General features: G+C 43.3%; 26 protein-coding genes. 19 read left to right on the top strand and 7 right to left on the bottom strand.

Annotated elements, in window-relative coordinates:
* Positions 1 to 103: 103 nt before the first annotated feature.
* Positions 104 to 1,471 carry a hemolysin family protein gene (locus MZO41_RS05745; protein WP_011101876.1) on the bottom strand — a complete coding sequence of 456 codons (1,368 nt, stop codon included), beginning with the start codon at positions 1,469 to 1,471 and terminating at the stop codon, positions 104 to 106.
* A 237-nt stretch (positions 1,472 to 1,708) separates the two neighbouring features.
* On the opposite strand from MZO41_RS05745, the gene MZO41_RS05740 reads away from it, so the two are divergent.
* Both MZO41_RS05740 and MZO41_RS05735 read left to right on the top strand, forming a co-directional pair.
* On the top strand, positions 1,709 to 2,050 hold the full coding sequence (locus MZO41_RS05740; protein WP_003642630.1) for a hypothetical protein: 342 nt from the start codon (positions 1,709 to 1,711) through the stop codon (positions 2,048 to 2,050).
* A 28-nt stretch (positions 2,051 to 2,078) separates the two neighbouring features.
* On the top strand, positions 2,079 to 2,498 hold the full coding sequence (locus MZO41_RS05735) for an Hsp20/alpha crystallin family protein (protein ID WP_013355814.1): 420 nt from the start codon (positions 2,079 to 2,081) through the stop codon (positions 2,496 to 2,498).
* A 266-nt stretch (positions 2,499 to 2,764) separates the two neighbouring features.
* Here the strand turns inward: MZO41_RS05735 and MZO41_RS05730 are convergent, their stop codons facing one another.
* A complete protein-coding gene (locus tag MZO41_RS05730) occupies positions 2,765 to 3,127 on the bottom strand; it encodes a hypothetical protein (protein ID WP_011101875.1) in 363 nt (120 codons plus the stop codon).
* Positions 3,128 to 3,277: 150 nt separating this feature from the next.
* Here MZO41_RS05730 and MZO41_RS05725 point away from each other — a divergent pair, with 150 nt between their 5' ends.
* The 4 genes from MZO41_RS05725 to MZO41_RS05710 all read left to right on the top strand — a co-directional run bounded on the left by MZO41_RS05725 (position 3,278) and on the right by MZO41_RS05710 (position 5,398).
* Positions 3,278 to 3,802 carry a DUF1836 domain-containing protein gene (locus tag MZO41_RS05725; RefSeq protein WP_003642633.1) on the top strand — a complete coding sequence of 175 codons (525 nt, stop codon included), beginning with the start codon at positions 3,278 to 3,280 and terminating at the stop codon, positions 3,800 to 3,802.
* 176 nt (positions 3,803 to 3,978) lie between these two features.
* The gene (locus tag MZO41_RS05720; RefSeq protein ID WP_252129651.1) at positions 3,979 to 4,251 is read left to right on the top strand and encodes a response regulator; all 273 of its coding nucleotides are present in this window, start codon (positions 3,979 to 3,981) and stop codon (positions 4,249 to 4,251) included.
* Positions 4,217 to 4,732 carry a LytR/AlgR family response regulator transcription factor gene (locus tag MZO41_RS05715; protein WP_252129650.1) on the top strand — a complete coding sequence of 172 codons (516 nt, stop codon included), beginning with the start codon at positions 4,217 to 4,219 and terminating at the stop codon, positions 4,730 to 4,732. The genes MZO41_RS05720 and MZO41_RS05715 overlap by 35 nt, the downstream gene beginning before the upstream one ends.
* A 9-nt stretch (positions 4,733 to 4,741) precedes the next feature.
* Positions 4,742 to 5,398 (top strand): HD domain-containing protein, encoded by a 657-nt coding sequence (locus tag MZO41_RS05710; protein WP_013355812.1) that lies wholly within the window; start codon positions 4,742 to 4,744, stop codon positions 5,396 to 5,398.
* 172 nt (positions 5,399 to 5,570) lie between these two features.
* On the opposite strand, the gene MZO41_RS05705 is transcribed toward MZO41_RS05710, so the two are convergent.
* On the bottom strand, positions 5,571 to 6,350 hold the full coding sequence (locus MZO41_RS05705; protein ID WP_128650833.1) for a hypothetical protein: 780 nt from the start codon (positions 6,348 to 6,350) through the stop codon (positions 5,571 to 5,573).
* 4 nt (positions 6,351 to 6,354) lie between these two features.
* A complete protein-coding gene (ybaK, locus tag MZO41_RS05700) occupies positions 6,355 to 6,858 on the bottom strand; it encodes a Cys-tRNA(Pro) deacylase (RefSeq protein WP_011101872.1) in 504 nt (167 codons plus the stop codon).
* A 124-nt stretch (positions 6,859 to 6,982) separates the two neighbouring features.
* Here ybaK and MZO41_RS05695 point away from each other — a divergent pair, with 124 nt between their 5' ends.
* The 5 genes from MZO41_RS05695 (at position 6,983) to MZO41_RS05675 (ending at position 13,189) form a co-directional block, all read left to right on the top strand.
* Positions 6,983 to 7,708: a GntR family transcriptional regulator gene (locus MZO41_RS05695; RefSeq protein WP_003642638.1), complete on the top strand. Its 726-nt coding sequence runs from the start codon at positions 6,983 to 6,985 to the stop codon at positions 7,706 to 7,708.
* Positions 7,709 to 7,722: 14 nt separating this feature from the next.
* Positions 7,723 to 8,571 (top strand): alpha/beta hydrolase, encoded by an 849-nt coding sequence (locus MZO41_RS05690; RefSeq protein ID WP_013355810.1) that lies wholly within the window; start codon positions 7,723 to 7,725, stop codon positions 8,569 to 8,571.
* Positions 8,572 to 8,800: 229 nt separating this feature from the next.
* Positions 8,801 to 11,167: a phosphoketolase family protein gene (locus MZO41_RS05685; protein WP_011101870.1), complete on the top strand. Its 2,367-nt coding sequence runs from the start codon at positions 8,801 to 8,803 to the stop codon at positions 11,165 to 11,167.
* A gap of 466 nt (positions 11,168 to 11,633) precedes the next feature.
* Positions 11,634 to 12,782, top strand: a complete 1,149-nt coding sequence (locus MZO41_RS05680) for a glycosyltransferase (protein WP_045351700.1) — start codon at positions 11,634 to 11,636, stop codon at positions 12,780 to 12,782.
* A 209-nt stretch (positions 12,783 to 12,991) separates the two neighbouring features.
* On the top strand, positions 12,992 to 13,189 hold the full coding sequence (locus tag MZO41_RS05675; RefSeq protein ID WP_003645904.1) for a DUF2929 family protein: 198 nt from the start codon (positions 12,992 to 12,994) through the stop codon (positions 13,187 to 13,189).
* 162 nt (positions 13,190 to 13,351) lie between these two features.
* Here the strand turns inward: MZO41_RS05675 and MZO41_RS05670 are convergent, their stop codons facing one another.
* The 3 genes from MZO41_RS05670 to MZO41_RS05660 form a co-directional block, all read right to left on the bottom strand.
* Positions 13,352 to 13,672, bottom strand: coding sequence for a helix-turn-helix domain-containing protein (locus MZO41_RS05670; protein ID WP_003642643.1), 321 nt, complete (start codon positions 13,670 to 13,672; stop codon positions 13,352 to 13,354).
* Positions 13,673 to 13,749: 77 nt separating this feature from the next.
* Positions 13,750 to 14,652 carry an RluA family pseudouridine synthase gene (locus tag MZO41_RS05665; RefSeq protein WP_011101869.1) on the bottom strand — a complete coding sequence of 301 codons (903 nt, stop codon included), beginning with the start codon at positions 14,650 to 14,652 and terminating at the stop codon, positions 13,750 to 13,752.
* Positions 14,653 to 14,737: 85 nt separating this feature from the next.
* On the bottom strand, positions 14,738 to 15,199 hold the full coding sequence (locus tag MZO41_RS05660) for a universal stress protein (RefSeq protein ID WP_003645906.1): 462 nt from the start codon (positions 15,197 to 15,199) through the stop codon (positions 14,738 to 14,740).
* Positions 15,200 to 15,803: 604 nt separating this feature from the next.
* On the opposite strand from MZO41_RS05660, the gene MZO41_RS05655 reads away from it, so the two are divergent.
* The 8 genes from MZO41_RS05655 to MZO41_RS05620 all read left to right on the top strand — a co-directional run bounded on the left by MZO41_RS05655 (position 15,804) and on the right by MZO41_RS05620 (position 23,920).
* Positions 15,804 to 16,622 (top strand): GntR family transcriptional regulator, encoded by an 819-nt coding sequence (locus tag MZO41_RS05655; RefSeq protein ID WP_021356256.1) that lies wholly within the window; start codon positions 15,804 to 15,806, stop codon positions 16,620 to 16,622.
* A gap of 30 nt (positions 16,623 to 16,652) precedes the next feature.
* Positions 16,653 to 17,135 carry a PTS galactosamine transporter subunit IIB gene (agaB, locus tag MZO41_RS05650; protein ID WP_011101867.1) on the top strand — a complete coding sequence of 161 codons (483 nt, stop codon included), beginning with the start codon at positions 16,653 to 16,655 and terminating at the stop codon, positions 17,133 to 17,135.
* Positions 17,136 to 17,945 carry a PTS galactosamine transporter subunit IIC gene (gene agaC / locus MZO41_RS05645; RefSeq protein ID WP_011101866.1) on the top strand — a complete coding sequence of 270 codons (810 nt, stop codon included), beginning with the start codon at positions 17,136 to 17,138 and terminating at the stop codon, positions 17,943 to 17,945. It abuts the gene before it with no gap.
* On the top strand, positions 17,935 to 18,750 hold the full coding sequence (gene agaD, locus MZO41_RS05640; protein ID WP_011101865.1) for a PTS galactosamine transporter subunit IID: 816 nt from the start codon (positions 17,935 to 17,937) through the stop codon (positions 18,748 to 18,750). The genes agaC and agaD overlap by 11 nt, the downstream gene beginning before the upstream one ends.
* A 1-nt stretch (position 18,751) precedes the next feature.
* Complete coding sequence (locus MZO41_RS05635) at positions 18,752 to 19,174, top strand: PTS sugar transporter subunit IIA domain-containing protein (RefSeq protein WP_011101864.1); 423 nt, start codon at positions 18,752 to 18,754, stop codon at positions 19,172 to 19,174.
* A gap of 464 nt (positions 19,175 to 19,638) precedes the next feature.
* Positions 19,639 to 22,011 carry an N-acetylglucosaminidase/autolysin Acm2 gene (gene acm2, locus MZO41_RS05630; protein ID WP_502825505.1) on the top strand — a complete coding sequence of 791 codons (2,373 nt, stop codon included), beginning with the start codon at positions 19,639 to 19,641 and terminating at the stop codon, positions 22,009 to 22,011.
* A gap of 501 nt (positions 22,012 to 22,512) precedes the next feature.
* Positions 22,513 to 23,526, top strand: coding sequence for a lipoate--protein ligase (gene lplA / locus MZO41_RS05625; protein WP_003642650.1), 1,014 nt, complete (start codon positions 22,513 to 22,515; stop codon positions 23,524 to 23,526).
* A 13-nt stretch (positions 23,527 to 23,539) separates the two neighbouring features.
* Complete coding sequence (locus MZO41_RS05620; protein WP_003642651.1) at positions 23,540 to 23,920, top strand: hypothetical protein; 381 nt, start codon at positions 23,540 to 23,542, stop codon at positions 23,918 to 23,920.
* Positions 23,921 to 23,940 lie beyond the last annotated feature (20 nt).

Here is a 23,940-nt window from a genome sequence, read left to right as displayed (position 1 = left end):
TAAAAGTACCAAAGTTGACCAGTTGAAGTTCGCCGGATACAAAAAAATGGCCCCTAAGAAATCAACTTTCTTAAGTGCCATTTTAAGTAGTGCGTGTAAATATTTAGTCTTGTGTTTGATCGTCATTATGATCGTCAGGTGTGCTATCCCTCTGGGCGCTAACCTCAAACCAATTGATATAAGCATTTTCAAAATCAAGCGCTTTGAAATTGAAGTTACCGATTTGAATCGTATCACCGGCTTGGATTTTAGGAAAATTATCCAAAATATAACCGGTCAAAGTGACAACATCGGAATCTTCAAATTCTTGTAAGTCGGTCTTGAAGTAGCGTTCAAAGTCGTAGATGGTCATCTTACCACTGATGCGGTAAGTGCCATCGGCCTGCTTTTCGATGTATTCGTTAGAAACATTGTCGATTTCGTCATTGACGGTTCCGAAAAGTTCTTCGTAAATATCCTTATCAGTGACGATCCCACTGGTCCCACCATATTCATCAACCACGACGACGATCGGCGTTTGTTTGTCGATCATCTTTTGGAGAATAGCTTGAATCGGTGTAGTTTCAGGAATTGTAATGATATTACGCAATAACTTATTGACCCGAATATCATCGTCAACTTCACCTTGGCGAATTAAGTCATAGTTATAAACGTAACCCAGAATCTTGTCCTTATCATTGTTAGCTACGACGGGTAAGCGGCTAAAGCGTTTCTGTAAATAAACGCGAATGGCTTGCTTGACGGTATCGTTGATATCAATCACAACTAGCTGAGTACGGTCGATCATGATATCCTTAGCGATCTTGTCATTGAACTCAAATGCCCGCTCCATGTAAAGGTAATCGTTACGTTCAAGCTCACCGCCAGTTACGGCATTTCGTGATAGGTTAAGAATTTCGGCTTGTGAATAAACATCATTATCTTCATTCGCAACTGGGATGCCTAACATTTTGACGACGCCAGCTGATGAGACATTCAACAACCATACAAAGGGGTAGAACATCACGTGGAACCACCGTAATGGTGTCGTAATGACTGCCATTACTTTGAGTGGCATGTCGATTGCGATATTTTTAGGCACGATTTCGGTTAAGACCACTTCTAAGTAGGTCAGTAGGAAAACCCCAATGACGATACTAATACCTCGTAATACCGCGGTTGAGACGGATAGGTTGAAGAGGGATAAGAAATCAAGCACAAAGTGTTCAGTTGTTTGTTCACCAATCCAACCTAAAATGATACCAGCTAACGAGACCCCCACTTGGGTGGTTGAAAGATACTCGTTAAGGTTGCGGACCATGTGCAAAGAAGTTGCGATCCGTTTTGACGGTTTATCACGTTTTTTTTGTTCTTCTTCGAGAGCGCTAGGGCGGGTCTGAACGAGTGCAAATTCACAGGCCACAAAGAAAGCCGCGACGAAGAACGTAATGACAATAATGACTAAATTTAAAATTATCTGGCCACTGTCCAAAGAAACATTCCTCATTTCATAATATTAGTTACTTTAAGTATAACGCGAAGTAGCTAATATTATAAGGCTTATCACCCGTTTTGTCAGCCCCCGCGACGGTTAATTAATTGGTCTATCGTAGTCAGCGGGCCTACTGGCAACCCTTTAAGCCCAAATAATGCGATTGCGAGAAAGATGGTTAACGTTTCCAATGAATGGTGCTAAACTAAGGGTATACCAAGTAAAGGGAGATCTTTAATGATGCCAGTAGAAACGAAAACTAAGATTCATGAGGATTCGAAGAAATTGGTTTATCAAGATAGTGATGTCAAAAAAGCGATGGATTTAATTCGTGACCGTGGTTACGTGACCCGTGCAGATTTCAATCAGATGGACGATGCGGATTGGGCGGCCGGTTTTGATCAAAAGATTGAAGCCGCTTTCCTAAAAGTTGAAGGCGAAGACCCGTACATCTACTTCGAACAATTTGATTTCAAAGGTGGCGACATTGATTCGATCATCTTTGATATGGACCAAGTTGGCACGCGTGACCATGCCTTAGATTTACTTGCTGAAGCCATTCACCAACAGGCTTACTAATAATTGATTTGATACGGAGGTTATTGACATGCGCCAGCAATTATTCGGTCATCATCTGGATGATCTACTAAAGCCCACCAAATTATTGAAGCGGGCTCACCGGGAAGCAGAGAACGTCTTAAACGCACACGTTGGGATGAAAACGGACGTGGTTGAACATGACGATGATTACACCGTAACGGCAGAATTACCCGGTTTTGATAAGGACGCTATTACGGTGAAGTATGCTGACGAATGGCTAACTATTCGGGCGCACCGGTCGCAAGACGATCGCAACGATGACGGGCGCGTACTCCATCGCGAACGAATGGACGCGGACTTTACCCGGAAGTTTCATCTAACGAATGTCGTGCGCGATGAGATTCAAGCGCATTATCAAGCAGGACTGCTGACCGTGACGTTGCCAAAAACCGTTGCGGATAGCGAAGGTAAGATCGAAATACAATAAATAAAAGCATCGTCAGCGAATCCTGACGGTGCTTTTATTCGGTACATACACATTGATGACAACGGATTTTTTTGCACACTTAGGGGTGTTGTTAGCAAGGTGCTGTCTCAACTAGTTGATAGAGCTAGCAATCAGTCGTGACAACCTAAGTGAGCACGAATCTGAAAGTCTGTAGCATAACCAGGTACAAATTCGGGGTAGTCAGTGAACATCGGTCACCACCTGAGCAGCTTATTAGCAATCATGATGTGATTTAAAGTGCGAGCCTACTTTTGCTCATCAGTCGCATCGTCATTGGTGTCTTCAGCTTTATTAGCGTCCGAGATGCTCATTTGAATCGTACGGGGACGGTCTTTGATAATAACAATCGTCCCATGGCCGAGGAAGTCTTTGGGCCCATCATAGGCCATTTCATATTCATTGGCGAATGAGCCGGATTTTTGAAGTGTCATGAAGAAAATTTTATTGTCTTCGTAGTCGTCACTGAACATGATGGCCATCGTGCTATCAATCAATAATTTCTCTTTGCGCATCGCTTTGAGACGGTCCCAAAGTCCGGCAATCACTGCTTGTGGGATCATTTCTTTAACATCATCACCGACACGGAGCTTTTTGGTCATTTCATACATACTACATAACCTACTTTTCATTTGTATTTGCATTAACCCATAAATGATACCATATTCAGAAATTAATGTGATTTACAATGTCATCTAGTTTACAAGACTAGTTAATCTAGGTATAATTAATGTAACCTATTTATCAGAGGAGGACGCAGCATGGCAGCTAATGAGACTTATGCAGATTGGCAAGCCCGCATGGCAAAGGTGATTCTGCCGAAGTGGATCGAGTTACCGAACTTTGACTTATATATGGATCAGGTCCTATTATTAATTAATGAAACGTTGCAGCCATTAGGTGCTGATCCAGTTACTGCCGCAATGATCAATAATTATGTCAAACATAAAGTGATCTTGTCACCAGTCAAGAAGAAATATCAAATTATGCAATTGGCGGATATTATTGTCATTAGCTTACTAAAACCGAGTTATCCACTGGATAAAATTCGTCAGGGAATCGACCAAGTGACTGCGACTGGTTATCCCAAGCGAGCTTACGACAATTTTATTACGGTATTAACGAATCAACTTCATCATCCCGATGATCCAATTACGATTTCTGATCAGGATCTCAGTCACAGTTTAACAACCGCAGCGGCTCAACTGATTGTTAATAAATTGCGCACGGATGAATTATTGCGACTTAATCAAGTACAGACCAAGCCACAACAAATTGAAAAATAAGCTGAATGCGGTGGACCAAGTAATGTCAGTTATTTGGTCCATACGTGTTTTTTTGGTTGCTGGAATGGCGGGGCTTTAGTATCATATAAAATGATTGTAAGCAATTTAAATTGGGATAGAGTGGATCAACAGTGGTTTGTTTGTTAATCTGCTTTACATTGGGAAGAGTGATTGATATGAAGGTGTTTATCAGTGACGATCAAGAACAACAGCGTCTCTGGTTAAACGACATCATTACGGCACAGCTGGAGGCATTGCACTTTAATTATGAGTTAGTCTCAGTATGGCAGCCGACCGATGTGTTAGCGGCGGTAAAGGATGGCGGCGGACCAAATCTTTATTTTTTAGATATCGTTTTACAACGCGAAATCAATGGCATTCAATTGGCCTCTAAGATTCGTGATTATGATCCTGATGGGTTTATTTATTGTCTATGTGACGGTGCGTGATGACATGATCCCGGATACGTTGAGTGCGATGACAACACCAACCGGGTTTATTTCAAAAACAAATATGTTCGATAAGGCAAAGTTTGTTCCAGAAGTACAAAGAGTCCTACAAGTCGTAAAAAAACGGTTAGGTATGTTACAGCAATCTGCTGAACCGACTTTAACGATTCGAAGTGGTGCGTTATTATTAACGCTGAAGCTTAAAGATATCATCTACTGTGAGAAGGAACATGGGCTGCGGACCACGCGAATCGTGACGACGACCCAGTCCTATGTCGTACATAAGAATTTAAATACGATTAAGGAACAACTGACAGCGATGCATTTTTTTAATGAGTTTCAAAGTTATGCCCTCAACCTTGACCATGTGATTACGGTTGATTTTAATAAGGGCGTGATTAGTATGGACAATCATGATCACTTGACCTTTAGCCGGGGAACGATCAAGAAGTTACGGGCGTACTACCAGACCCAGGGATAGGATGAGTGTATGATAACTGAAACACAATTAACGGCAATTCAAACGTATGCTTTGCAAAAGCTTGCTCACGATCATAGTGGGCATGGTCGCGATCATTTGCAGCGGGTCAACCGGCTAGCACGCCGGCTGGCAAAAGCCGAAGGGGCAAATTTAAATCTGACTTTAGCGGCAGCTTGGCTGCATGATGTGATCGACGATAAATTGATGGCCGACCCAGCGAAGGCGCATCAAGATTTGATTGCTCAATTGAACGCGCAAAATGTTACGGCTGCCGATCAAACGGCTATTTTTGCAATTATTGATCACATGTCATTCAGCAAATCCTTCAACGGCCCTCAAAAATTAAGTCTTGAAGGGCAAGTCGTTCAGGATGCGGATCGGTTAGACGCGATTGGCGCTATCGGGATCGCCCGGGCGTTGTATTATTCAGGTCATGTCGGTGAAAAAATCTATGACCCGGCAATTGCGCCACGTGAACATATGACGCGTGAACAATATCGACACCAGCCCGGCACGGCTATCAATCACTTCTATGAAAAGTTGTTCAAGTTAGCAGCTCTCATGAATACGGATACTGCCAAAGCACTGGCAGCCCACCGGACAGCGGTGATGCACGAGTTTGTTGACCAATTTAAGGCTGAGTGGACGGCGGATGATAAGGCGTAATGGCATCCCTACGTCTAGTTGAATCACTAGTTCTTTGAGCTGAGATCATGTTATCAGATGATGCAATTACCATTTATATTGGCTAACGAAAAAGGCCATCACAAGAATGTATCGTGAATTCTTGTGATGGCCTTTTTAGCCCTTATTCTGGTTTTAAGGCTGGCAATCTAAATCAGGCACGGTTGGTCAGAAGATGGGTTACCAACATGACTAGTAGGGACACGAGTAGTGAGTAGCCCAAGATAATGGCGACCATTAGTCCCCAAGTAACTAACGTATGGATCCAACCGGTGATACCGATGAACGTTAGTAAGGTAGTCAGCACGATAATGATGACGATGGTGCTATACAACCCGATCGCACTATTCTGATAGTCAGCGGGACTTAGATCGAAGCCACCAATCACAATGACGAGGGTTAGAAAGAGCAACATTAATAGTTGCCACCAACTCGTTGGCGTACTGGTTAACGCGTGAAAACTTGCAGCCCATTGCGGTTGTTCGGGTGTATCAGCTAATTTGAAGATGGCTTGAAATAGGCCAGGAGCGAGTAGCCAGTCTAGTCCAAGGAGTGCCGCTGTGCATCCGAAGATGGGGGCGACACCAATGAACAGGTTACCAATGACTTGATACCGGCTGTGCCGATTCCAAGTATGGTTAACATAGCCTAGTGCCAGATCATCCGCCGACTCATCTTCAGGATGGAGGTGAGGGCGTTTGAGCAGCCGGACCGATTGGATGTCGTGGCGAAAAATCAGTGCGAGGATTAGATGGCTAAGCTCGTGGATGATGATGCCCAGAAAACCACAGTAGACTTGACTGTTAATACCGTAGTGGTTGACCAGATTCACTTTGGTTTGTCGGTTGATAATCGTCAGTAACCAAGCGAATAGTCCGGGTAAACCAATGATGACCAGCAAGACGATGCCGTTATTCTTGATCAAGTTATCCACGAGGCTACTCCGTTATTGGACCAAAAGTGCCGTGCACGAGCTTGCGTAGATCATCAGCGTCGATTTCAATTGAACGCCCGATTTTACCCGAAGATACGAGAATCTTACCTTGCTGCTTAGCGGTCTCGTCTAAGTAGATGGGAAACTTCTTAGTTTCCCAAATACCAACTGGTGTGTTGGCGCCGTGTTGGTATCCGGTAGTTCGTTCCAAGTCCTTTAATGGAATCATGCCAACTTTTTTGTTGCCGGATAGCTTAGCCAATTTTTTATAGCTGAGGTGCTCATCTAACGGCAAGACACCGACGACGGGACCAGTCTTGTTACCAATCAGCGCTAAGGTCTTGTAGATATGATGTTCGTCAACACCGAGGTGGTCGACTTGTAATTGTTGAACGTCGCCTTCCGCTTCGGTTGGAAATTCATATTGTTGATAGCTGATATTTGCTTTATCCAAAATCTTTTCAACAAGTGTTTTACCTAATTGATCTTTTTTCTTCTTTTTTGACATTATTGTTAACCTCACATTTATTAAAAATACGGTCCAATTTTATAAATGGACCGGAACAATTCACCCAAACGCCATTAATTCTGCTATACTTGAGGTATGAAATAACCTCAAAGGAGGGATTACAATGGCTGACCTAGTTTATCAACAAGTCATCAATGATCTCAATAAACGGATCATGGCGAATGAATTTGTTGATAAGAAGCTTCCAGATGAACGTAGTCTTAGCGAACAATATCAGGTAAGTCGTAGCTCGATTAAGCGAGCGCTTAACGTGCTAGCCAATAAGGGCCTGATTTTCAAGAAGCGGGGTTCGGGAACGTTCATTAATCCATTATATCTTAAAAATCAATCTTCGTTTAAGTATGAAGGAACTAACCTAGGAATTACGGACAGTTTAAATACTGAGGGTGCTAAGCCCAGTATTCAATTATTAGACTTTCGCGTCATTCCTGCAAGTCAAGAGTTGCAACAAGACTTATTTTTAACTGCTGACGAGTTTGTTTATGAAATCAAACGGCTGCGATTACTGGATGACCAGCCTTTCATGATTGAAAGTGGCTATATTCCAATCAAGCTTGTGCCCCAGTTGAACCGGCAAGTGGTCAGTGGCTCGATCTTTAATTACGTGCAAAAGACCTTGCACGCCGCAGTGACCAAATCATTCTTATCGATTGCGGCCGATGCGTCCAATACGACTGATCAAGAGTTGTTACATTTGCAGCCAAATGAACCGGTGGGCCTGATGAGTGGGATTTTCTTCTTAGATGATGGGACACCCTTTGAAGTGTCTAATATGCGACTACATTATCAATATATGAAGTATACAACGTTTGTGTCAACGAATAGTTAGGAGTCTGAGGTGTCATGGCACTGATTCGTATTAATTTTATGGCGGCTAGTTTACACCGGACCGTTCCCCTGATGGTGTGTTTACCAACGGATAAATTGGTCCCAGATGAGCAGGGCGTGCCGCGCCCGATTCAGGGTCCGTTTGCCACCCTGTACTTATTGCACGGTATCTTAGGTAGTGAAGTCGACTGGATTAGTGGCACACGAATCCAGCGCTGGGCCGACGAACGGAACCTGGCTGTCGTGATGCCAGCGGGCGAGAATAGTTTCTATACTGATCATCCTTGGTCTGGGGAGACGTATAGTCGATTTATTGGTCAGGAATTGATTGATTTTACACGCCGGACGTTTCCACTATCATACCAGCGTGACCAAACTTTTATTGGCGGATTATCAATGGGTGGTTACGGGGCGCTGTATAACGGACTAAAATTTCACGATACTTTTGGGGCCATTGTGAGTTTATCAGCCGGACTGAATGTGCGACCCGGAATGGAAAAGTTACCGGCAAAACCTCAGTGGTTTGCGGAAACGGCCGCATATCAGCATGGCGTTTTTGGCCCAGATCTAGCAGCTGCTGGTCATTCGGAATTAAACCTGCAAGTGCTCGTAACTAATTTACTGGCAGCTCACGTCGTTTTACCCGCGATTTTTATGGCGATTGGCGATCAGGACGGCTTAAAGTCAGCGAATGATGAATTTGATCATTTTCTAACGACCAAAAAAGTTTCGCATGAATATTTGGTCGGTTCTGGAGCGCACGAGTGGGATTTCTGGGACCGCTATCTATTAAAAGCACTGAACTGGTTGCCACTAACTAATCAGGGCGCCGGTGTTAATTCTGGGCATATTAAAGCTAATTGATGGGCTGCTTCAATCATTCTGTGTACAAATTATTAAAAAATATATTAATCTAAAAGCAAGGTGTCCCAAGGGATGAGCCTTGTTTTTTTGTTTTAATTTATAAAATTGGACCGTTCCAATTAACAAAAAGGTTGATTTTTTGAAATGAGTTGTTAAAATAGAACTTGTAAACGAAAACATTTAAACAGTTAGCGTTCAAGTGAAAAGCAAATTAAGGAGTGTTTTTGAAATGACAACAGATTACTCATCACCAGCATATTTGCAAAAAGTTGATAAGTACTGGCGTGCTGCCAACTACTTATCAGTTGGTCAACTTTATTTAAAAGATAATCCACTATTACAACGGCCATTGAAGGCCAGTGACGTTAAGGTTCATCCAATTGGTCACTGGGGGACGATTGCCGGTCAAAACTTTATCTATGCTCATCTTAACCGGGTCATCAACAAGTACGGTTTGAAGATGTTCTACGTTGAAGGTCCAGGTCATGGTGGTCAAGTGATGGTTTCAAACTCTTACCTTGACGGTACTTACACCGATATTTATCCAGAAATTACGCAGGATGTTGAAGGGATGCAAAAGCTCTTCAAGCAATTCTCATTCCCAGGTGGGGTTGCTTCCCATGCGGCACCTGAAACACCCGGTTCAATCCACGAAGGTGGCGAACTTGGTTACTCAATTTCACACGGGGTTGGGGCAATTCTTGACAATCCTGACGAAATCGCCGCGGTTGTTGTTGGTGATGGGGAATCCGAAACGGGTCCATTAGCAACTTCATGGCAATCAACGAAGTTCATTAACCCAATCAACGACGGGGCTGTTTTACCAATCTTGAACTTAAATGGTTTTAAGATTTCTAACCCAACGATTTTTGGTCGGACTTCTGATGCTAAGATTAAGGAATACTTCGAAAGCATGAATTGGGAACCAATCTTCGTTGAAGGTGACGATCCTGAAAAGGTTCACCCAGCCTTAGCTAAGGCCATGGATGAAGCCGTTGAAAAGATCAAGGCAATCCAGAAGCATGCTCGCGAAAATAACGATGCAACATTGCCAGTATGGCCAATGATCGTCTTCCGCGCACCTAAGGGCTGGACTGGTCCGAAGTCATGGGACGGTGATAAGATCGAAGGTTCATTCCGTGCTCATCAAATTCCGATTCCTGTTGATCAAAATGACATGGAACATGCGGATGCTTTAGTTGATTGGCTCGAATCATATCAACCAAAAGAACTCTTCAATGAAGATGGCTCTTTGAAGGATGATATTAAAGAAATTATTCCTACTGGGGACAGTCGGATGGCTGCTAACCCAATCACCAATGGTGGGGTCGATCCGAAAGCCTTGAACTTACCAAACTTCCGTGATTATGCGGTCGATACGTCCAAAGAAGGCGCGAATGTTAAGCAAGATATGATCGTTTGGTCAGACTATTTGCGGGATGTCATCAAGAAAAATCCTGATAACTTCCGGTTGTTCGGACCTGATGAAACCATGTCTAACCGTTTATATGGTGTCTTCGAAACCACTAATCGTCAATGGATGGAAGACATTCATCCAGATAGTGACCAATATGAAGCACCAGCTGGCCGGGTCTTAGATGCTCAGTTATCTGAACACCAAGCTGAAGGTTGGTTAGAAGGTTACGTCTTAACTGGACGTCATGGGTTATTTGCCAGTTATGAAGCCTTCCTACGCGTTGTGGACTCAATGTTGACGCAACACTTCAAGTGGTTACGTAAAGCCAATGAACTTGATTGGCGTAAAAAGTACCCATCACTTAACATTATCGCGGCTTCAACTGTATTCCAACAAGACCATAATGGTTATACCCACCAAGATCCAGGTGCATTAACTCATTTGGCCGAAAAGAAACCAGAATACATTCGTGAATATTTACCAGCCGATGCCAACACGTTATTAGCTGTCGGTGACGTCATTTTCCGGAGCCAAGAAAAGATCAACTACGTGGTTACGTCAAAACACCCACGTCAACAATGGTTCAGCATTGAAGAAGCTAAGCAATTAGTTGACAATGGTCTTGGTATCATTGATTGGGCAAGTACGGACCAAGGTAGCGAACCAGACATTGTCTTTGCAGCTGCTGGGACGGAACCAACGCTTGAAACGTTGGCTGCCATCCAATTACTACACGACAGTTTCCCAGAGATGAAGATTCGTTTCGTGAACGTGGTCGACATCTTGAAGTTACGTAGTCCTGAAAAGGATCCGCGGGGCTTGTCAGATGCTGAGTTTGACCATTACTTTACTAAGGACAAACCAGTGGTCTTTGCTTTCCACGGTTACGAAGACTTAGTTCGTGACATCTTCTTTGATCGTCACAACCATAACTTATACGTCCACGGTTACCGTGAAAATGGTGATATTACCACACCATTCGACGTACGGGTCATGAACCAGATGGACCGCTTCGACTTAGCTAAGTCGGCAATTGCGGCGCAACCAGCAATGGAAAACACTGGTGCGGCCTTCGTTCAATCCATGGATAATATGCTTGCTAAACACAATGCCTATATCCGGGATGCCGGAACTGACTTGCCAGAAGTTAATGATTGGCAATGGAAGGGTTTAAAATAAGCAGTTAAAATCTTAATTTGAAAATAGCGTTGCTACTGGCCTGTGCCTCCAGTAGCAACGCTATTTTTGTGCGCTATTAATTGTGTCGATTGGATACTGTCAACTCAGCATGGGCGACTTATTTCAGATTGCGTGTATATCAAGCAATACTAGTGGTATGTCAACAAGTGCTGATTGGTGCTGGAATGTAGCCTATGACGTCTTAATCAGAACCTAGCTAACTGACGTTTAATCAAGAAGCAACTTGCAATGACTAGCATAATGTGAATTGTGAGCATATTTTAATTGGTTTTTAATTATTCCTGTTATAATAACGCTACCTAAGCTGATACTAGTGATGGTGATTAGTTAAGGATGAACGGGTCTGACGCAATCAGCTCAGCCTAACATCGTCGATTCCGGTTCCATGAACCGAGTTTATGTGGAAAGGAGCGACTGGTTGTTTAATCGCCAGTCAACGATGCTAATGAAAATTTTGATAACAGTCGAGAATTTAGTGATGGATGGTGTCAAACGAGCGGCGACGGTCCTCGGCAATGCGTTGACCTCGCAAGCCGAAGTTGCCTTTTACTCCTTGGCCCAACCCCGGTCTTTCTATGAACTGAGCGCACCGCTTATCACGGCGCGCCGGCCTGCAAGTGCGACGGTACTTAATTACTTTGGCGCTGATCCGTTGACCGTTTATGCGCCTCAAATAGATGATTTACTCACGACGATTGGGTCGGGAGCTTACGATGCCGTTATTCTCCCGGGAGGTTTACTGACGAGTTTTGCTCCGGCAATCAAACAGCGTTTTCCACGGGTCAATGTCATTGCGTGGATGCACAATAATGTTGATATCTACCTCAATCAGTATTACGTCCAAATGCAAGATGAACTGGTCGCAGGGCTCTTAGCGGCTGATACGGTCGTGACATTGACCGATTATGATTGGGAAGGCTACTCACGTTTTAACGCCCATACGGTCAAGTTCTATAATCCACCGACCATGCAAGCTCATGGTCAGCAGGCCGACTTGGCGCAACATATCATTGCCTACACTGGTCGTATTGACCTGCAACATAAGGGGCTCGATTATTTGTTGACAGTTGCGCGAGCCTTGCCTGCTGATTGGCAAATTGCAGTCGCGGGGACTGGTCCCGAAGACCAATTAGCGACGTTCAATCGGTTGATGGCTGAACTCGATGTTCGTGACCGCATTATTTATCGGGGTGCGCTGAAAGATACTGAGTTACGGGCGCATTATCAACAGGCGAGTGTCTTCATGATGACTTCGCGTTGGGAAGGGATGCCATTAGTTATGGGGGAAGCGATGACGATGGGGTTACCGATCGTCTCAATGTGGAATACTGGCTCAGCCGAGTACTTGCAGGGTGGCCAGTACGGTGTGTTGACTCCGGCCCGCGATGTTAATGCTCTGATTACTGGCTTAATGCCACTGTTAACTGATTTTGACTGTCGCGCTGAATATGCCGCGCGCGCTCGGCAACGCAGTCATGACTTTACCTTGAGCAAGATTGTCCGGCAGTGGCTGGCACTATTGAATCGCCAATATGTTCCGCAAACGGTCGTCGAATCAAATTGGCCTGCGGATTTGAGTAGTGGGGGACATTAGCCTGTCATAGCGGTCATGATAATCGCTCAGTACTTAGGACCTGAATGGTCGGTGCTGAGCTTTTTTGTCATTGATGGTGGGGATTTTCTTTGGATAGAACTATTATATAAAAGTTATGAATTCTATTAATAAATTTGCAAACGCGTGACAACTTTGATACACTCAATCAAAAGGTCAGCCGTGCCTGACCGCATTGGAGGAGCTTGCTATTGAAGACAACGTGGCTGGCTAGTTTACTAGTCACAATCTTTTGGGGCGCCGTATTGGGGCTCGTTGTAACGTATTTAGGTGGGGCGATGGTCGAGGCTTTGACCGCCACCCCCATCGTTCGTGAACCACTCAAAGCCATGGCGGTGGGTATCATATTGGCAGTGATGAGTGGGTTATTAGTGACAACGCACCATTAAGAACTGTATGCTGGCTTTAAGGGCGCTTAGCCGACCGTTAACAAGCTTGATAAATTAAAAATGATTCGCCTTCTTGTCAGAGGAAGGTGAATCATTTTTTAGTGTAGATGAATCACGGGGTTCAATGGTGAACTAACTGTCCGGAGTGCGTTGCGCAAATGCTCACGATTTGGATAGTCGGAGTAGTTTGAGTAACGTACCGGCAAGTTCTTCACGTTGATGGGCTGGCAGATCACTCAGGTAGTCGAGTAATGCAACAACATTAGGTGATTGGAGAAGCTCGTCGCGAAAGAAGTCCGCTATTTTTAAATTCAGAGTTTCAGCGATTGCGGTCAAACTTTGTAGTTTAATGTTATCGACCTTACCACGTTCGAGTCGAGAAATTAGCGAGATTGAAACATTCGATTGTTCGGCCAATTGCTCGATGGTGATGCCGTGTTGCTGTCGGCGTTGCCGAATGATTTTGCCTATCTCGGTTAACATGGGAATCCTCCTTAATCCATTAAGCGTCTTAGCACTAATTTTAGAGGTTTCGCTATGCTTGAAACAGATTCAAGCAATCAGTAGTTCTCGATTAAATGCGGCTTCTCAAATAAACTTGGCAATGGGGCCGGTACCGTCACCCGTGTGGTGCTAAATGGAAGTTGTAGATCCAACAATTGGGCATGTAACATCAGCCGAGGCGCCGACTCCGCTTGCGAGTCGTAAAGTGGATCACCGATAATCGGGTGGTCACTGGCGGCCAAGTGGACCCGTAGCTGATGGGTACGGCCAGTATGCAGGGTCAGTTTAACTAAACTCTGATGGGCGGTTGTTGCACATACTTCGTAGTCGGTGAGTGCTGGCTGGGCATCGGCCGTGTTGACCCAGCGTTTGCGTTTGTCGGTAGCATCGTGACCGATTGGCGCGGTGAAATGCCCAGTTGGCGTGGCAAAGTGACCACGTACCCAGGCATAATAAGTCCGGCGAATTTGCTTGTCACTGATTAAGCGGTCTAGAATCGGGACGACGACCGGGTTCAATGCGACTAGCATCGCACCAGAAGTCATCTGGTCGAGCCGGTGAACCATGTATGGCACCTGCTGAGTTGGTTGGAGTGTGGCTGCTAGGTCATTTAAAATTGATCCGGTTTCACCTGGTTGATTAGGATGCGATTTCACGCCAGCGGGTTTATCAACGACTAACAGATCGCTGTTTTGATATAAAATCGTGGCTGGGGCCGTGGCAGCCGCAATATAGTTCGAGGTCGGAGTCCGAAAGTCACTGGGGATAAACGTCAGCGTCAGGCGATCACCAGTATTGACGAGTTGTGCAATTGACGTTGGTGCACCGTTCAGCTGAATCCGCCGCGTTTGGCGTAACTGGCCCTGAATCCGCTTTGGAATCAGCCAAGTCCGAAGGCAAGCCCGAATCGACTGTTGATTCAAACTAGACGGGATAGTGAGTTGATAAGTCCAGGTCATGAATAAAGCTCCTTTATAACGGGGAAGAAGACGGGCAACGCACGGAAACCACTAAAAAAGTCTGGAACGTATCCAGACTTTTTTGTTAGTCTTCTTTTTTAGCGGCCGGCTTAACGATCAAAACGTCACAAATTGCGTTGCGACTGACGTAGGTGGTTACGGAGCCGACCATCAAACGTTCAACGGCAGATAAGCCGGTTGAACCAATCATAATTAATTCATTATGGTGGTCAGCGGGAAATTCACGCGCGATAACCGTTTTGGGATTACCAAAACGAACATGGACATCAACGTCGGTCACCCCAGCGTCAATCGTTTGTTGCTTGAGTTCTTCCAAGCGCTTTTGAACGTCTTCCGACAACTTGTAGATGACATCACCACTGACCGCACCGCCGTACGTGTCACTAAATTGGTTGACTTCCAACACGTTTAAAATGTCGAGATGGGTCTTGTTACGCTTAGCGACTTCGATGCCCCGCCGAAGAACTTCGTCGGTAGCCTTGGAGCCATCAACTGGTACCAGGATATTTTGATATTGTTGTAACATAATGGTTACCCCCGTTTGATATGGCTAGTTAATAACTATATTTTAGCATTAATTTTCAGCAATGTAAGCATTTAAAATCGATTTATGATTAGGTACGTTTAGCTGGAGTGTCTAAGTAGGTAGCAATTGAGTAACAATAGCAAGGAAAGCATTTTTCGAGGAGTATTAGCACCAGTGATGATTATCTGCGAGTGAAGAGATTGGGATTGATGTAGCTGTTATTACTCAACTTTTAGCAAACAAATACGTAATTATGAAGTATGTACTAAGGAAATACCGACTAATATATTGAGATACGGTTGTTTGAATGTTCTAACAATAGTGGATAGTTATGGTGTTATATTTTGCAATTGTGACGTCTCAAAACGATGTCACAATAACATTATATGTTTTGTTAATCATAAATATTAACAGTGAGTAGTTTATTTAGGCTATTAAAGTGCTGGACTTTTATTTTACGCAAATTGGCAATCGTAACGGGCCGTGATAAGGTTTAAACTAAAGTTGATATGTTTGCTTTACGTAAAATGTAAGTATTTATAACTATAACGAAGAAAAGAAACTTGTTTGTTGTTAGCATTAAAACATCTGAAATCTCTAAAACATGAAAAAGATCGTCAATGTAAGCGTTGACATATCGAGAATAGGGTGGTTTAATATTGATGTAGGTTGTTATAACAACATGACAAGTCGTGGAGATAAAAACAAAATGGCTAGTTCAAAAATTGTTCCACTTTATCAGAGCATGCTTAATGATTTGATTCGTCAGATTGAGTCTGGTGAGTTGGTAGAAAATGCTAAGTTACCATCAGAGCAGAAACTTGGTGAAAAGTATGATGTTTCCCGGATTACTGTTAGACGCGCACTAGCAGAGCTGGAAAATAAAGATTATATTTACAAAAAACAAGGACAAGGTTCGTTTGTAAAAAACAAAGAGGACATTGATTTAGGTATTCATTACCTAGATGTCCGCAAAGCAATTGAAAATATGAATGCTGTTCCAGAAATAAGACTTGAAGCGTTTAAATTGATTGTGGATGGTTCGGAGTCTGATGTTCGAAAAGTAATGGAAATAAACTCCGATGTTTATTTGTATTATCTACGTTATATGGTTTATGCAGATCATCGACCTGTCTTCCATGAACAAGTCTATTTACCTTTTGAGCGCTTCCCACGTATTTTTAACAGCGAGATTGTTAATAATGATTTGATGCCTTTTTTGGTTAAAAAGTATGGACTAAAGGCTAGTTTCTTTTCACATACTCAACCTGCGTTAATTACTAAAAGTAACCGGAAAGAATTTGACTTAAATGTTGGCGATCCAATGATTTATATGCAGACACGTGGAATAGAAGAGAAAGAAATAATTTACTATAGAAAAGCAGCCGTGGTAGGAAATCTGATTATGTATATCGTAGGTTAATTACTATCCGCTGTGAATAGAGGGATAAATATGAGTGAACCAAATATTGTGCTTACAAGAATCGATAACCGACTAGTTCATGGACAAGTTGGTGTTGTTTGGACTTCCTCTGTTGGAGCCAATTTATTATTGGTTGCTAATGATGAAACTGCCAATGATCAATTGCAACAAGAGCTGATGGCAGCAACTGCTGAAACATCTGGAGTTGGAATTCGATTTTGGACAATTGACAAGACTATCAGTACTATTCATAAAGCAAGTCCGCGACAACATATCTTTTTGGTGATTCGCAATGCTCAAGATGCTCGTCGATTAGTAGAGGGTGGTGTTCCAGTAAAAAATCTGAATCTTGGAAATATGCATTTTTCGAAGGGAAAGGTCCAAGTAACCAAGTATACTTATATGGATGATCAGGACAAGGCTGATTTAAAATATTGTGCGGATCATGGTGTGAATGTTTATGTTCAAGAAGTTCCGGAAGATAAAAAACAACCTTTGGAAGAGGTGATCTAGATGCAAGTCACCTTAATTCAGGGTCTCCTGATTGGACTATTTGCTTTAATTGCAGGTATTGATTTTTGGCTAGAGGGCTTGTATATATTTCGACCAATGATCGTATGTACAGTGACTGGTGCTATTTTAGGTAATCTGACTCTTGGTATTATTGCTGGTGGTTTAACAGAGTTAGCTTTTGCTGGGTTAACACCAGTTGGTGGGACACAGCCACCTAATCCAATTATGGCAGGAATTATGACAGTCGTATTGGCGTATACCACCGGAAAAACACCTTCAACGGCTATTGGGTTGGCACTCCCATTTAGTATTTTAATGCAATATATCATTTTGTTTTATTATTCGGCGTTTTCAGTCCTTACTAAAAAATTAGATGCATATGCGGCGAATGTTGAAACTAAAAAATTCACAAGATTAGCGCTGTTACCTACAGTACTTGTTGCATTAACATATGGTGTGATTGCTTTTCTGTGTGTTTATGGTGCTCAAGAACCAATGAAGGCATTGGTTAATTCTATGCCCGTCTGGTTAAGTCATGGCTTTGAAATTGCAGGTAATATCTTACCCGCAGTTGGATTTGGATTGTTGCTTAAAAGTATGTTAAAAGCTGAATACGTCCCATATTTATTACTTGGTTTTACAGCGGCGTGCTTTATTAAGTTTGGTAATTTGATGCCGGTTGCGGTAATTGGGATTTCACTTGCTTTTATTGAGTTTTATCACAATAAAAAACAAACCGATAACGAGAAAAAACTTAAATCAATGATTGAAAGTGCCAGTGGAAACGGAGATGATGGCGATGGCATCTAATTCACCAATATCAGAACGAGGTAGATTAACGAAGCATGATGTACGAATGCTTGGTTGGCGATCACTGTTTAATCAGTCTGCAATGAACTATGAACGGATGCAGGCAGATGGTTGGACATTGGCAATGTTGCCATCACTAAGAAAAATTTATGGTAATGATAAAGAGGGCCTAGCTGCTGCTCTTGAATCAAACTTGCAATTTATTAACACTAATAATTATGCTGCACCGCTGTTGATGGGTTTAGAAGCATCTCTTGAAGAACATGGCGAAAAAAGATCGACAATTGACGGACTGAGAATTGCATTGTTTGGTCCATTGGCTGGTATCGGGGACGCGATTACATGGTTCACAATCTTACCAATTGTTGCTGGAATTACAGCGTCTTTTGCTAAACAGGGCAGTATTCTTGGCCCATTAGTTTTTTTCCTAGTCTATTTAGCAATGTTTGTAGCACGGGCGCCAATTGCATTATTGGGATACAACGCCGGCACAAAAGCTATTTCAAAAATTCGCGAAAATTCAGGAATCGTATCACATTGTGCTAGCATTCTGGGGTGCACTGTTATTGGGGGATTAATTGCTACTTATGTACAAATTGCGGTTAAAACAAAGATTCCAGTTTCAGCAGGGCATACGATTGCAATTCAAACACAATTTTTTGATCGGATTTTCCCTAATTTATTACCATTAGGGTATACCTTCTTATTGTATTGGCTATTAAAGAAGAAAAATGTGAGTCCCGTAGTCTTAATATTAGGAACATTTATGTTGGCAATCCTTTTCTCATGGATGGGGGTTCTTTAGAATGAAGATAATAGTTAGTGGACACGGAAATTATGCAAGTGGACTACAATCAACAATTCATTTGTTAGCAGGTGATATTGCCAATATCGAGTATATAGATTTTACTGATAACATGGATGATATTCAGCTTAGTGAGCGATTTCAACGTGCTGTAATTGGTGAGAATAATGTTGTCTTTATGTGTGATTTACTAGGTGGTACGCCATTCAAGGAAGCTGTTAAGTTAAGTCAAGTGAGTGAAAAAGATATTGCGGTTACAAGTGGTTGCAATGTTGGTGCATTGCTTGAAGTGGGTTTTGAGCTTACAACATATTCAGCTCCGGCTAAAAAATTGGCTGAAAAATTAGTTAAAATCAGCCAGGTACAGACTAAAGTTTTTCATCATCAAGCTATTCAAGTTGATGATGGGGTAGAAGGTATTTAGCGAAATATACAGATTGTCCGATTAACAAGTTATCTGTTGATCGGATTTTTTGTTTGGAATATGTTATTTTGAATAGAAAAAGTGCACATTATAAATATTTTGATGAAGATAAAGAATTATGACTTTTTTGGTTACAGAGTGTTTTTTTAAAATTAACAATTGTGAGTGAAGTCTATTGGATAACCAGCTATCTTTAATTAGTTTCAAGTGTTTAAAAGTGAAGTTAATTTTAACAAAGTTAATATTATCAAGGGATTTAGGCAAGTAACGATACTAATAATGATAACTAACTGGTAATTGGTTAATAATTTAAAATGATAACGGTGTCAATCAATTGATATTAATAAAATAATTCGAAGCGATCTCGTTTGAATGTCCCTCTTCGACATGCTAATATTATTCTGTAATAGCAGGTGCTACAGGGGAATTAAATCGGTTGTGCTAACAGCTAACTCACGGAAAGTTTGGGGATTTTAAAATTGAAAATTGGAATGACAAAAAAAGTAGTAACTTCATTATTGCTAAGTACCGCTTTGCTGCCGATGTTGAGTGGTAAAGCTGATACGGCAAGTGCAAATCAAAAACCGGCAGCTGCGACTAAGGGAAACAGCGCTGCTTCAGCTGCAAGCCAACAAGTGACCTTAAGTGCTGGCAGTCAGACGGAAACGACAGCGGCCGGTGCGACTGACCAATCAGTTGCCAGTGACGGTGCCAAGACTGACGATCAAGCTGAATCGACCAGCACGACGACGGCTACTACCAGTGCGACAAGTCGTGTCACAGTGCGGGCAGCCAGTCAAGCCGCTAAAGCTGACAGTACAGGACCGCAAAGCCAGTCCTCCGCCAGTGAAGCTGCCAAGGATAACGCGGCTGCTAGTGCTACGGCGGACTCCACAACTAGTGCTGTTGATCAACTTGATAAAACGGCCAAAGCTAGTGCAGCCACGAGCCAAGCCAGTCACAGTACGACTAATGAGACGGCTAAAGCCAGCGCGGCCGCAAGTCAGGATAGTCATGTCACTACGGACCAATCCAGCGTGACTGTGACGAGTGAAGTAGCCAAATCAGCCGCATCGTCAGCCGCACCTAAGCAAGCGACTGAGCAGGCGGTAGCCGCGAAAATCTCACCAAAGATTGAGACGGCTGTGGCGGCTGATGCGGTCCAGTCATCAGCGATGATGGCACGGTCCACGCGGGCAATGACTAGTCAGGAAATCTTCCTGAGTCAGATTAAAGCGGGGGCAATCTCTGGTTGGAACAAGTATCAAGTCTTGCCATCAGTCACGGCCGCACAGGCAATTCTGGAAAGTGGTTGGGGACAATCACAACTTGCAACTCAGGGAAACAACTTATTCGGTATCAAGGGAAGTTATCAAGGGCAATCAATCTACTTCCCAACCCAGGAATGGAATGGCTCACAATACATTACGATTCAAGACGCTTTTCGGAAGTACCCGAATTGGTCAGCTAGTGTTGAAGATCATGGCGCCTTTTTGGTTGTCAATCCGCGTTACAGCAATTTAATTGGGGTTACCGATTATCGGCGCGTTGCCAGTCTCTTGCAACAAGACGGCTACGCAACCGCGCCCACGTACGCGAGTTCGCTGATCAGCATCATTGAATATAACAAGCTACACGAGTGGGATCAAGAAGCGCTCAGTGGTCAGGCAAGTGGCGGAAATGATAATAACCAAGTTCAGCCTGATCAAGACGTCACCCCAACCAGTGGTACACATAAGTTTACTAAGACAACGACAATTCACAATGCGCCGGACGCCACGAGTGCCGTAGTGGGTACTTACAACGCTGGTGAAACAGTCAATTACAATGGTAAGTTAACGGTCGGTAATGCAACTTGGTTACGCTATCAGTCCTATTCTGGCGTATCACGGTATGTGATGATTAGTCAAACAACAACTAATGATAATAATAACCAGGCGACAGTTACGCCAGCTAGTGGGTCGTATAAGTTTACCGCAAAGACCAACATTCGATCAGCTGCAAGCAAAACGGCTCAAGTGGTCGGCACTTATAATGCTGGTGAGACGGTTTACTATAATGGCAAGATTACCACGGGTGGGACAACTTGGTTACGGTATTTATCCTATTCAGGCGCTCAGCATTACGTGGCTATGAGTGGTGATGAGGTTGGTTCTGTGGCTAAACCGGACGTGGTTGCAACCAGTGGGTCGTATCGTTTCACGAAAACGACAGCAATCAAGAGTTCACCTGCAACTAGTGCGACAACGGTTGGGTCTTATAATGCTGGCGATACGGTCTATTACAATGGTAAGGTGACGACAAATGGTCAGACTTGGTTACGTTACATGTCTTACTCAGGTGCCCAGCATTATGTGCAAATTAGTGGTGAGAGTACGTCGACCAATGTTGATAAACCGCAAGTAACGCCTCAAAGTGGTAGTTATCGCTTTACGCAAACAACGGCGATTAAGAATACACCGGCCGGAAATGCCCCAAGTGTCGGTACCTATAGTGCTGGTGATACAGTCTACTACAACGCTAAGGTAACGGCTAACGGCCAGACTTGGTTACGGTATTTGTCTTATTCGGGCGCCCAACATTACGTAGCGATTAGTGGTAATGCCGCTACCGGAAATACGACGTCTAAGCCGGTAACAAACAGTCAAGGGGCGTTCCGCTTCGTAACGACGACTAATATTCGTACGGCGCCAAGTACGCGCGCAAGCGTTGTCGGTGAATATAACCCAGGTGAAACGGTTTATTACAATGGGACGGTTCAAGCTGAGGGTTACACGTGGCTCCGATATCTGAGTCGCTCCGGTGCAACGCACTATGTTGCTAAGCTTGAAGGCTAGGCATATTAGTTGTTCCGGCGTCCAAATGGCTTTATACTAAGGATATTGAAATGGAATAGCGATTACGACCGCTATTAATGTTTCGGCAACCTAGTTGGCTTCGGCTGACTAGGTTGTTTTTTTACTCGGTTTGCAATCGCTTACATTGTATGCTATATTGGATTTATCGGAAGAGTCACAGGTCAGTATCAAACTGTTACCCAATTGTTGTAACAAACCCGTCAAGTGATAGCTAGTGCAGTATAGCAGCGTTTCCGCTAATTTCGGATAACTGACTGGCCCAACCTCCATCTATTGATGGCACTGTTATGTCCACGGAGAACGGATTGCCGCCAATCAAACGTTCACGGATGTGGATAGTGAATCAGTCATCTTGTGGTGTGAAGAATGCCACGCCAAACTTTTTGTATGATTCTTCCAAAAAATGGGCTCACATTGTGGGTCCTTTTTTCATCTTGCTGTATGATTAAAGTAACCTAAAGCTGAAGGAGATTTTAAAACATGTATTATGTCGCAATGAAAGATCATGAGATTGGCCGTAACTTGGCAACCGAACAATATTTAATGAATAACGTGGATTTCGATGAACCATTAGTTTTGTTCTACTATGAAGAACCGTGCATCATTGTTGGTCGGAACCAGAACACCCTTGAAGAAATTAATGCCGACTATGTCCGGGAACATCACATTACCGTAACGCGGCGTCTCTCTGGTGGTGGGGCTGTGTATCAAGATCTTGGTAACCTCTGCTTCAGCTTTGTGGTGGATAGTGACAGTCAAGAGTTTGGCGACTTTAAGACATTTACCAAGCCAATCATTGATGCGCTTCACGATATGGGGGCGACGACAGCGACGGTCAGTGGTCGCAATGATTTGCTCGTTGATGGTAAGAAATTCTCCGGTAACGCCATGTATTCACGGAATGGCAAGACGTTCTCCCATGGCACTTTGATGTTGAATGTTGATTTAAACGTTGTCCCACAGGCGCTAACAGTCCCGACCGACAAGATTGCTTCCAAAGGTATTAAGTCCGTTCGGAGTCGGGTCACGAATTTACGGCCTTATTTAGCGCCAGAATATCAGAATATCACGGTGCCAGAATTTCAGGATGCCCTGTTAAAAGAGTTGTTCCATGTTGATTCGTTGGATCAGATTGCGGATAAGGAATATCACGTGACACCTGAACAACAAAAAGCTATTGATAAAATTTACGAAGACTATTATGCTAATTGGGATTGGGTTTACGGTAAATCACCGGAATTCTCGGTTAAGCGGCGTCAACACTTTGATATGGGAACCATTGATGCGCGGATCTCGGTTGATGACGGCTTGATCAATAACATTAAATTTTATGGTGATTTCTTTGGTAGTGGCAACGTTCAAGATATTGAAGCCGCCCTTAAAGGTGTGCGGTACGACCATGAGGCCATCGCTAAAGCGCTGGCAGATATTGATTTAAATCAGTACTTCACGGGAATTGAACGGTCAGCCGTTATTGACTTAATTGCCCAATAATAGGAGTGATTTGTTGAAACTGACTCGCTTAGTTGCATTTGCGTTTGTGTCCTTTTTTTGTTACGGTATCGTCAATTGGATGATGTCGACTAGCCATTTTCACCTGCAGGCAAAAAATATTTCGGTAGCGGAAATGTGGCAGGGGTTGCTGATTGCCCTAGTCTTATATTTTCTAGGCGTTCTAGCAGTGTATATTAATCGTATGCTGGGTTTTTACGTCCTAGGGTTAGTTGTACTGATATATAGCTTAGGACTTGTCAGCGCCTTAATGTCGGGCTATCAGAGTACGGCTGGCATGGAAATTAAACTGGCGTTAGAAGTTATGGGTGTGATTGGATTGGGAATCAACTTTTATACGTTGGTGTTACTGACTCGCTGGCGACGTGCAAATTAACGAAATTGAATAATGAATGA

Source organism: Lactiplantibacillus sp. C232, from assembly GCF_023806725.1.
In the GTDB taxonomy this organism is placed as follows: Bacteria; Bacillota; Bacilli; order Lactobacillales; family Lactobacillaceae; genus Lactiplantibacillus; species Lactiplantibacillus plantarum.
Note: the sequence above shows the minus strand (reverse complement) of the source record. Positions and strands in the feature narration are given on the sequence as shown.